A 10,043-nucleotide genomic window follows, 5' to 3' on the forward strand; every position below is an offset into this window, starting at 1 on the left:
GTTAGTGTCTCAGTGTGCGGCGCGTGTCGGCGCGCCGCATCGTCGAGAGGGGGACGCAATGACCGGATGGACGGTCGAGAGCCCGCAGCGGCTCACCGTGGACGGTCCGGTCACCCGGCTGGACGTCCGGCTGGTGAGCGGACGGCTCAACGTGGTCGCCACCGACGGCCCCACCCGGATCGACGTCACCCAGGTCGGTCGCCGGCCGGTCCTGATCGACCACGCCGACGGTCGGCTCAGCATCCGCCAGGAGCGCGGTCGGAGCTGGTCGGACGTCCTGCGGTGGTTTCGGATGATCCACCGCTACCCGCGGGTGGACGTCTCCGTCGCCGTGCCCGCCGACGTCCTCGCCGATCTGGGCCTGGTCGCGGGCTCGCTGGTCGCCTCCGGCCTGCGTCGGCAGACAACAGTGCACGTCGTCTCCGGCCAGATCACCCTGATGGGCCTGCGGGGCAACACCTCCGCGACGATCACGTCCGGGCCGGTGGAGGCGCTCGGCATCCGTGGCGACCTCTCGATGGAGACGGTCTCCGGCGAGGTGATCCTCGCCGACAGCGCCGCCGACCGGGTGCGGGCGCAGACCGTCTCCGGCGCGATCACCTGCGACCTCGTGGAGAACCCTCGACGAAGCGAGATCCGGCTGACCACCATCTCGGGCGGCATCACCGTCCGGGTCCGCGAGGACAGCGACCTCGCCGTCCAGCTGCAGACCGCCTCGGGCCGGATCACCAGCGGGTTCCCGCAGATCCGTACCTCGACGTTCCCGCTGCGCAGCAGCGAGGGAGTGCTCGGCGCGGGCGAAGGTAAGCTCTGGGCTTCCGCGACCTCGGGGAGCATCGCCCTGCTCGCCCGAGCCGTCGACGACGATTCCGAGGAGCTGCCGTGACCGCCGTGTTCAGCCACGGTCGGCTCCGGCTCTACCTGCTCAAGCTCCTCGACGACGGCCCGAAGCACGGGTACGAGCTGATCCGCCTGCTGGAAGACCGGTTCCTCGGGCTCTACGCGCCCAGCGCCGGCACCATCTATCCCCGCCTCCAACGGTTGGAGGTCGAGGGCCTGGTCAGCCACACCGCAGCCGGCGGCCGTAAGACGTACGACATCACCGACGCCGGTCGTGCCGAGCTGCACCAGCGGGCCGGCGAGTTGACCGAGCTGGAAGCGGACATCGCGGCCTCGGTGGCCGACCTCTCCAGCCTGGCCGGCGAGATCCGCAGCGAGGTACGCGGGTCAGTGCGCGACCTCAAACGGGAGCTGAGCGAGGCCACCCGGCAAACTCGGCGTACCCGGTGGGAGACGCCCGCACCGCCGCCCCGGCCGGCGTCGGCCGCCGGGCCGCACGCCGCGCTGCTCGATGAGTTCGACACGCGGCTGGCCGCGTTCACTTCCGAGGTGGGTCAACTCGTGCGCGCCCGACGGTTCAGCGAAACGCAACTCCGCACCGCGATCAGGTTGCTCGACGGCGCCCTGGACGGGCTGCGCCGCCTGTTGCGCTGAGTCGGAAAATCAGTCGGCCGCGACTCACAGGGTTTTTCCAGGAACCGTCCAGCGCCGACGCAGTGACGTCACCGATGATGGGCCCATGCCCGCTACCCAGACCGAGGCGCGACTCCTCGTGGTCGAGGACGACCCCAACATCCTCGAACTGCTCTCCGCGAGCCTGCGGTTCGCGGGCTTCGACGTGGCCACCGCGACCAGTGGGAGCGCGGCGCTCAACGCCGCCAAGGACCACCGGCCCGACCTGGTGGTGCTCGACGTGATGCTGCCGGACCTGGACGGGTTCGAGGTCATCCGGATGCTCCGCGAGGGCGGCACGCGTACCCCGGTGGTCTTCCTGACCGCCCGGGACGCCACCGACGACAAGATCCGTGGCCTCACCCTGGGCGGCGACGACTACGTCACCAAGCCGTTCAGCCTGGAGGAGTTGACCGCCCGGATCCGCGCCGTGCTGCGTCGCACCACGACCGGCGAGCAGGCACCCTCCCGGCTCACCTTCGCCGACCTGGAGTTGGACGAGGAGACCCACGAGGTGCACCGGGCCGGGCAACGCGTGCAGCTCTCGCCGACGGAGTTCAAGCTGCTGCGGTACCTGATGCTCAACGCCAACCGGGTGCTGTCCAAGGCGCAGATCCTCGACCACGTCTGGAACTACGACTTCCGTGGTGACGACAACATCGTCGAGTCCTACATCTCGTACCTGCGGCGCAAGGTCGACACCACCCAGCCTCGGCTGATCCACACCCTCCGTGGCGTCGGGTACGTCCTTCGCAAGCCGGCGGCGTGAACCCGGTCCAGCACGCGAAGGGACGGGTACGCGGCGTTCCACTGCGGATCAAGCTGGTCACCTCGGTGCTGGCGCTGGTCGCCGTCGCGCTGCTGGTGATCAGCGTCTCGACCGCGTACTTCCTGCACAACTACCTGGTCGACCAGATCGACCTGGAGCTGCGTAGCTCCGCCAAGGGCATCCAGTCCATCACGGCCAAGGGAATCCAGTCGATCACGCCGTCGACGAACACCGTTTCGCTGCCCAGCGACTACGTGGTCGTGCTGACCGACGTGCGGACCGGCAGGGTGCAGCTGCCCCTGTACGACTCGTCCCGCTTCGGGGTGGACGATCTGCCGCCGTGGCCGAGTGACGCAAGCGGCTTCCAGGCGCAGGACGAGGCCCGCGGGGGTAATCCGTTCACCGTTCGGGCCCGGGACAGCTCGGTGCGCTGGCGGATGCTCTACACCGAGCTGCCCAACGGCCAGATGGCCGTGATCGGCCAGCACCTGACCGACGTCGACCAGGCCGTCAAACGACTCGCCTGGATCGATCTGCTGGTCGGCGGCGCAGTGCTGATCATGCTGGCCTCGGTCGGCGCGGCGATCGTCCGCACCAGCCTCAAACCGCTGGTGGAGATCGAACGCACCGCCGCCGCCATCGCCGGGGGTGACCTGACCCGCCGGGTGCCCGATCCGGAGCAGGGGCAGGAGCATCCCACCTCCGAGCTGGGGCGGCTCTCCCGCGCGCTCAACGCGATGCTCACCCAGATCGAGGTGGCGTTCACCGCCCGCGCCGCCTCGGAGACCGCGGCGAGGTGGGCGGAGAGCGCCGCCCGGGACGCGGCGGCCTCCGCTCAGGCGTCCGAGGCGCGGGCCCGGCGCTCGGAGGAGCGGATGCGGCAGTTCGTCGCGGACGCCTCGCACGAGCTGAGGACCCCGCTGACCACCATCCGTGGTTTCGCCGAGCTGTACCGGCAGGGCGCTTCCCGCGCGCCGGAGCAGACCGCTGGCCTGTTGCGCCGGATCGAGGACGAGGCGGCGCGGATGGGACTGCTGGTGGAGGACCTCCTGCTGCTCGCCCGGCTGGACCGGGAACGGCCGCTCTCGCTGACTCCGGTGGAGCTGCCGGTGCTCGCCTCCGACGCGGTGCACGCGGCCCGGGCGATCGCCCCGGATCGGCGGATCGAGCTGGAGATCGCGCCCGACGCGGGCCCGCTCGTGGTCTCCGCCGACGACGCGCGGCTGCGCCAGGTGATCGGCAACCTGGTCACCAACGCGTTGACCCACACCCCGACCGACGCCGAGATCCGCGTGCTGTTGCATAGCGAAGCGGGCGGCTTCGCCGTGGTGGAGGTGGCCGACACCGGCCCGGGCCTCACCTCTGAGCAGGCCGAACGGGTCTTCGAGCGGTTCTACCGGGCGGACGCGGCACGGACCAGGCGGGCTGACGGCAACACCGGCACCGGCCTCGGCCTGGCCATCGTGGCGGCGTTGGTCGCGGCTCACCACGGTTCGGTCGAGGTGGCCGAGACGCCCGGTGGCGGGGCGACCTTCCGGGTCCGGCTCCCGCTGCTGCCACACCTCGACGACGCCGGCGAGTGACTTTCAGCCAACTTCCAGGACGGTTCCAGCTTGATCGCAGTGCTGGGGGAGAAGGTAGTGCCATGACCGAGTTCGAGTCCGACCCGCAGCGCCGGCCGGCCCCCACCGACGCCGAGCCGTCGCACCCCACCGCCGAGCTGCCGCGCGACGAGCGCGCGCAGTCCGACTCCCCGACCACTCCCATCGAGGTCGTCTCCACCACCGGTGACGACACGCCGACGAGCGCCGTGACCCCGGCCGCGTCGCCCGCGCCCGCCGGCCCCTCCGCGCCCACCCACCAGCCGACCGGGTACGAGCCGCCGACCGCCTACCAGCCCTCGGCCGCCACCCCGTCCGCGCCGCCGTACCCGGTCTCCGGCTACCCGGCGCACGGCCAGTCCGGCTACCCGCAGCAGACCGCCGGTCAGTACCCCGGCGCTCCCTGGTACCCGGGTCAGCAGTCCGGCTGGGCCGGCGGGGGCCAGCCGGGCATGGCGTACCCGGGTCAGCACCAGCAGCACGCCCAGCACCCCGGGCAGCACCCCCAGCACCCGGGCCAGCCGGTTCCGCCGTGGGGCCCGCAGGTCGCGCCGCCCGGCAGCGGCCCGCGGCCGGGTCGGATCGCCAAGTTCGCCGGGGCCGGCGTCGCGGTGTTCGCCCTGATGCTCGGGTCGGGCGTCGCCGGCGGCGCGCTCGCCCTGGCCCTCGACGGTGACGGCGGCGGCATCACCCGCACCTACTCGGCGGCACCGGTGATCAACGGCGCGGACCTGCCGAAGATCGCCGCGTCCGTGCAGGACAGCGTCGTCTCGATCACCACCGACAGCGGTGAGGGTTCCGGAGTGGTGCTCAGCGCCGACGGGTACGTGCTGACCAACAACCACGTGGTCGCCTCCGCCGCCGGTGGCAACGTGCTGGTGATCTTCGCCGACGGCAAGAAGGCCGAGGCGAAGGTCATCGGCACCGACCCGAAGACCGACCTGGCCGTGGTCAAGGCCAACGGCGTGAGCGACCTCAAGGCGGCCAAGTTCGGTGACAGCGACGCCATGCAGGTCGGTGACCAGGTGCTGGCCCTGGGCAGCCCGCTCGGCCTGCAAGGTTCGGTGACCTCGGGCATCCTCAGCGCCCGCGACCGCACCATTCGGGCCGGTGAGGGCCAGCCGCAGGACCCGACCCAGCAGCAGAGCCAGACCGTCAGCTCGATCTCCGGCCTGCTCCAGACCGACGCGCCGATCAACCCCGGCAACTCCGGCGGCGCGCTGGTCAACACCCGGGGCGAGGTGATCGGCGTGAACACCGCCATCGCGACCTCCGGCCAGAGCACCGGCAACATCGGCGTCGGCTTCGCCATCCCCAGCAACAAGGCCAAGGACGTCGCCGGCAAGCTCCAGCGCGGCGAGAAGGTCAGCCACCCGTCGCTCGGGGTCGGCGTCAACCAGGCCGAGGGCGGCGGCGCGCTCGTCGCGTCGGTCACCCCGGGCAGCCCGGCCGAGAAGGCCGGCCTGCAGCGCGGCGACGTCGTCACCCGGTTCGGCGACAAGCCGGTCAACGACTCCGACGACCTGGTCGGCGCGGTGCAGGCCGGCAAGGTCGGCGACCGGGTCGAGGTGCAGTTCAAGCGCAACGGCGACGAGAAGACGGTGACCGTGACGCTCGCCGAGACGTCGTGACACACATCTGAACCTGCCTCCCTCCGGCGGCGGGTGGCGGAGCCGAGGGGGTCGGCTCCGTCACCCGCCGCTTTTTTCCGCCCGGACGGCGGTTCACCCGGATCGGATGAACCGCCGTCACCCGGTTCTCCGGCACGTTCGGGGACGACGGGTCTCGGCGACCGGAACCGGGGGTGGGTGTCGTGACCGACGTGGTGGATGTCCGCGACGACCAGCGGATCCAACGCGACGTCCTGGCGCAGCTCGCCTGGGACGCCCAGCTGCAACCGAACGAGATCGGTGTGAGCGTCGACCAGGGTGTTGTCACGCTGACCGGATTCGTGGACGGTGCCGCCCGCAGTTGGGCAGCGGTTCGGTGCGCGCAGCGGGTTCGCGGTGTCCGGGCGGTGGCCGACGAGATCGAGGTGCGTCTGCCGGGCACGCCGGGGCGTACCGACGGCGAGGTCGCCATCGCCGCCGCCCGGGCGCTGGAGTGGGACAGCTTCGTGCCCGCCGAGCGGCTGGACGTGACGGTGGCCAACGGGTGGCTGATGCTCCGCGGTGAGGTCGAGTTCGGGTGGCAGCGGCGTGCCGCCGAGGGGGAGGTGCGCCGGCTCGACGGCGTACGGGGGATCACCAACCTGATCGAGGTGCGACCGCCGGCGCCACCGGCCGAGCTGTTGCGTCGGGACGTGCAGCGGGCGCTGGCGCGCACCATCGGGGCCGAGCGGGTGACCGTCGAGGTGGACGGCGACACGCTCGTTCTGGCCGGAGTGGTCCGGTCCTGGTGGGAACGCGACCAGGTCGAGCGGGTGGCCTGGTCCGCGCCGGGCGTACGGGTGGTGCACGACCAACTCCTGGTCGGCGGCTGAGCGTCCGGCTTGTCCGGTTTACCGGGGGCATCCCGGGGAACTCGCCGCCGACCGTTCCGACCGCCGGTGGCGCTTGCACCGGGGACCAACGGGGAGGACTCGTGGCCCTGATCCACCCGCCCGCGGACCGGCCGACAGGGCGGTCGTTGCGCATCGCGATGGTGGTCCCGCCATGGTTGTCAGTGCCGCCTCCCGGCTACGGCGGCCTCGAACAGGTCGTCGCCGCCCTGGTGGACGCCCTCAGCGTGCAGGGCCACGCGGTCACGCTGTTCGGTGCGGGTAGCGATCACGGCACGGCGGCCGACGGCTTCGTCTCCACAGTTCCCGAGGTCCAGTACGAGCGGCTCGGCGAGTCACTGCCGGAACTGGCCCACCTGGCCCGGGTGAACCGGCTGATCTCGGCGGCCGACTTCGACGTGATCCACGACCACACCACGATCGGCCCGCTGGTCGCCGGCCGCCGGGCGGTGCCGACGGTCGCGACAGTGCACGGCAACCCCGTCGGGGAGTACGGCGACGTGCTGAGCGACGTCGACCAGGGCGTCGCCCTGGTGGCGATCTCGCACGCCCAACGTCGGTTGAACACCGACCTGCCCTGGGCCGGCACCGTGCACAACGCACTGGACATCCGTGGCTTCCCGCGTAAGAGCGAGCCCGGCCGGGGGCCGGTGCTGTGGCTGGCCCGGTTCAGCCCGGACAAGGGCCCGGAGGTCGCCATCCGCGCCTGCCGGGAGGCCGGGTTGCCCCTGCTGCTGGCCGGCAAGTGCAACGAGCCGGCCGAGCGTCGCTACTACGAGCAGGTCGTCGCGCCGCTGGTGGACGAGAACGTGACTGTCGTGCTCAACGCCGACCGCGCGGAGACGCTACGGATGCTCGTCGACGCCCGCTGTCTGATCATGCCGATCCAGTGGGACGAGCCGTTCGGCATGGTGATGCTGGAAGCGATGGCGACCGGCACACCTGTGGTGGCGCTCAACCGGGGCGCGGTGCCGGAGCTGGTGCGCCCCGGGTTGACCGGGCTGGTGTGCGAACGGCCGGAGGAGCTGCCCGCGGCGGTGCTCGCGGTCGAGCGGCTCGACCCGGAGGACTGCGTGGCGCACGTCGCGGAGAACTTCTCGGTCGAGCGGATGGCGAACGACTACGTCGAGGTCTATCGACGGTTCGCCGCCGACCGGTACGACATCCGCGAATCGGCCCGGGTGTCGGCCCGCTGACCTGCCCCGATCAGACCCGGGCGGCCCCCAGGTCGGCGATGGCGGCGTCGAGTTGGGACGCGTACCCCGGACTGATGCCACCCTCGCCGAGGCGCACCGCGACCTTCTCCCGCAGTCGGGCCACCGGTGGCGCCAGCTCGTCTCGGCCGGAGCTGACCGCGGCGGTCAGGTTGCGCAGCTCGTTGCGCAGGTCGAGACCCACGTCGTCACGGATCTCCCCGGCGCTCAGGCCGGCGGTGATCAGCCCGTCGACCCGGCTGGCGGCCTCGACCAGGCTCCCCGGACGCGACGTGGGCGTGCCGGTGCTCGGCGTCGTCGGCGAGGGCGTGGTCGGCTCCGACGACGCCGGGGCCGGCGGGTCGCTCGGCGAGGTCGTCGTCGGGCCCACCGAGGGCTGCGTGCGGGGCGTCGGCCGCTGCTCGGGCAGCAGGGCCACACCGGCCAGTGCCACACCCACGGCCAGGACGAGCAGCAGCGCCAGCCGGCGTCGGGACCAACCCGAGTCGACCGCCTCGCCAGCGGACGTCGGCGGGAGGTCGACCGGCTGCGGGGGCAGGGGCCGGGTGGGCACCCGGACGGTCGCGGCCGGGGGATCGGGCGGCAGCAGGTGGCCGCGCAACACGGTGGCGACCTGCCGGGCGGTCGGCCTGTCGGCCGGATCTCGGGCGAGGCTGCGCAGGCAGATCCGGGCCACCGGCGGAGGCAGCTCCGGCAGCTCGGCGAGCGTCGGTGGCGGGCCGTCGACCAGTGCGGCGCTGAGCTGCTCCCAGGTGTCGGCCGGGTACGGAACCCGACCGGTGAGCGCCTCGTACAGCAGCACGCCGAGTGAGTACACGTCGGTGGACGGCTGGGCCGGCGCGCCGTCGAGGCGTTCCGGTGCGACGTACGCGGGGGTGCCGAAGGTCTCGCCGTCCTCGTCCTCGTCCGGTGCGCCGATCCGGGTGGCGATGCCGAAGTCGAGCACCTTGACGCCCGTCCCGGTCATCATCACGTTGGCCGGGGTGATGTCCCGGTGCACGATGCCGAGCCGGTGCGCCGCGGCCAGTGCCTCCGCGACCTGCGCGCCCACCTGGACCGCCTCGGCCCACGGCAACGGCCCCTCGGTGAGGCGCAGCTCCAACTCCTCGCCGTCGAGCAGCTCCATCACCACGAACGAGGTGATCGAGCCGTCCGGATCGACAGTCTCGCCGTAGTCGTGCACCGAGGTCAGATGAGGGTGCACCAACTGGGCGGCGGCCCGGGCCTCCTCGCGCACCATGCCCCGGAAACGCGCGTCGGCGGCCAGCGAAGGAGCGAGGACCTTGAGTGCGACCAGCCGGTCCAGCACCTCGTCCCGGGCACGCCAGATGACCGACATGCCGCCGGCGCCGATCTGGTCGAGAAGTCGGTATCTGCGAGCCAGCAACCGGCCCGGATGCAGTGCTGCCTTCACAGATCGCACCTGCCTCAGGGGTGGGAGCGGTATCAGGTTGCGCGAATGTGTCCTGCCTGTCAACGCCGTCGCCACCCCGGTCGGCGGGCGGCGCCCGGTGTGCGCCGACCGCCCGGCGACGGTGGCCGGCCGGTCGGCTGCGCGCCCGTGCCAGGATGAGGGGCATGGCGGGGGGACCTGTGGCATTCGTGCTCGGCGGCGGGGGCGTGCTCGGCGCGGTCGAGGTGGGCATGCTGCGCGCGTTGTTCCGCGCCGGCATCAAACCCGACATGGTGCTCGGCACCTCGATCGGCGCGGTGAACGGCGCGCTGGTCGCCGCCGACCCGACGGAGGCGGTGACCGACCGGCTGGTCCGGCTCTGGGCCTCGCCGGAGGCGAGCGAGGTGTACGGGGACTCGGTCGCCCGGCAGTTGCGCCGCTTCGCCGCCCGTACCCATCTGCACTCACCTCGCCCACTGCGCCGGTTGCTGGAGACCGAACTGGGGGTGGACACCACCTTCGCCGACCTGCGGGTGCCGTTCCGCTGCTGCGCCGCGCACATCGAGCGGGCGGCCGAGCACTGGTTCGACAGCGGTCCGGTGGTGCCGGCGGTGCTGGCGTCGGCCTCGGTGCCCGGCCTGCTCCCGCCCATGGAGATCAACGGCGCGCACTACGTGGACGGGGGCATCGTCAACTCCATCCCGATCGGCGAGGCCGTTGCCGTCGGCGCGCGCCGGATCTACGTCCTCCAGGTGGGCCGCATCGAACGGGAGCTGACGCCACCCCGACGGCCGTGGGAGATCGCCCAGGTCGCGTTCGAGATCTCCCGCCGACACCGGTTCTTCCGCGAGTTGGCCGCGCTACCCGAGGGGGTCGAGGTGCACGTCCTGCCGACCGGAGGGCTCAACCCCCGCGACGACACGCCGTGGGCGTACCGGGACATGGCGGCCGTGGGGCGGCGGATCAGCCGGGCGTACACCGCCTCCCGCCGCTACCTCGCCACCCACCAGGAGCGATGATGCCGCTGCCCCCCAGGTGGCTGCGTCGGTTGCTG

At 72.3% G+C, this 10,043-nt stretch carries 9 protein-coding genes; 8 read left to right on the forward strand and 1 reads right to left on the reverse strand.

Features of this window, described 5'->3' with window-relative positions; genetic code table 11:
* The first annotated feature begins 58 nt into the window (after nt 1-58).
* The 7 genes from ACWCO3_RS02585 (at nt 59) to ACWCO3_RS02615 (ending at nt 7,578) form a co-directional block, all read left to right on the forward strand.
* Nucleotides 59-886, forward strand: a complete 828-nt coding sequence (locus ACWCO3_RS02585; RefSeq protein ID WP_357839940.1) for a DUF4097 family beta strand repeat-containing protein — start codon at nt 59-61, stop codon at nt 884-886.
* Nucleotides 883-1,494 (forward strand): PadR family transcriptional regulator, encoded by a 612-nt coding sequence (locus tag ACWCO3_RS02590; RefSeq protein WP_358077291.1) that lies wholly within the window; start codon nt 883-885, stop codon nt 1,492-1,494. Before ACWCO3_RS02585 ends, ACWCO3_RS02590 begins: the two co-directional genes overlap by 4 nt.
* A gap of 85 nt (nt 1,495-1,579) precedes the next feature.
* Nucleotides 1,580-2,281 carry a response regulator transcription factor gene (locus ACWCO3_RS02595; protein ID WP_030336721.1) on the forward strand — a complete coding sequence of 234 codons (702 nt, stop codon included), beginning with the start codon at nt 1,580-1,582 and terminating at the stop codon, nt 2,279-2,281.
* On the forward strand, nt 2,278-3,864 hold the full coding sequence (locus ACWCO3_RS02600; protein WP_450008116.1) for a sensor histidine kinase: 1,587 nt from the start codon (nt 2,278-2,280) through the stop codon (nt 3,862-3,864). Before ACWCO3_RS02595 ends, ACWCO3_RS02600 begins: the two co-directional genes overlap by 4 nt.
* 62 nt (nt 3,865-3,926) lie before the next feature.
* On the forward strand, nt 3,927-5,513 hold the full coding sequence (locus ACWCO3_RS02605; RefSeq protein ID WP_145779146.1) for a trypsin-like peptidase domain-containing protein: 1,587 nt from the start codon (nt 3,927-3,929) through the stop codon (nt 5,511-5,513).
* A gap of 182 nt (nt 5,514-5,695) precedes the next feature.
* Nucleotides 5,696-6,364: a BON domain-containing protein gene (locus ACWCO3_RS02610; protein ID WP_423468435.1), complete on the forward strand. Its 669-nt coding sequence runs from the start codon at nt 5,696-5,698 to the stop codon at nt 6,362-6,364.
* 158 nt (nt 6,365-6,522) lie between these two features.
* Nucleotides 6,523-7,578 carry a glycosyltransferase family 4 protein gene (locus ACWCO3_RS02615; protein WP_450008121.1) on the forward strand — a complete coding sequence of 352 codons (1,056 nt, stop codon included), beginning with the start codon at nt 6,523-6,525 and terminating at the stop codon, nt 7,576-7,578.
* A gap of 10 nt (nt 7,579-7,588) precedes the next feature.
* On the opposite strand, the gene ACWCO3_RS02620 is transcribed toward ACWCO3_RS02615, so the two are convergent.
* Nucleotides 7,589-9,010 carry a serine/threonine-protein kinase gene (locus tag ACWCO3_RS02620; protein ID WP_357930031.1) on the reverse strand — a complete coding sequence of 474 codons (1,422 nt, stop codon included), beginning with the start codon at nt 9,008-9,010 and terminating at the stop codon, nt 7,589-7,591.
* A gap of 164 nt (nt 9,011-9,174) precedes the next feature.
* Between ACWCO3_RS02620 and ACWCO3_RS02625 the strand changes: the two genes are divergently transcribed.
* Nucleotides 9,175-10,008, forward strand: coding sequence for a patatin-like phospholipase family protein (locus ACWCO3_RS02625; protein ID WP_145779149.1), 834 nt, complete (start codon nt 9,175-9,177; stop codon nt 10,006-10,008).
* Nucleotides 10,009-10,043: the final 35 nt, after the last annotated feature.

Source organism: Micromonospora sp. NPDC002411 (assembly GCF_053592955.1).

What these genes read in the sequence shown, in the direction of transcription:
- ACWCO3_RS02585 (WP_357839940.1), top strand. Translation starts at nt 59, where the DNA reads ATGACCGGATGGACGGTCGAGAGCCCGCAGCGGCTCACCGTGGACGGT.
- ACWCO3_RS02595 (WP_030336721.1), top strand. Translation starts at nt 1,580, where the DNA reads ATGCCCGCTACCCAGACCGAGGCGCGACTCCTCGTGGTCGAGGACGAC.
- ACWCO3_RS02605 (WP_145779146.1), top strand. Translation starts at nt 3,927, where the DNA reads ATGACCGAGTTCGAGTCCGACCCGCAGCGCCGGCCGGCCCCCACCGAC.
- ACWCO3_RS02615 (WP_450008121.1), top strand. Translation starts at nt 6,523, where the DNA reads ATGGTGGTCCCGCCATGGTTGTCAGTGCCGCCTCCCGGCTACGGCGGC.
- ACWCO3_RS02625 (WP_145779149.1), top strand. Translation starts at nt 9,175, where the DNA reads ATGGCGGGGGGACCTGTGGCATTCGTGCTCGGCGGCGGGGGCGTGCTC.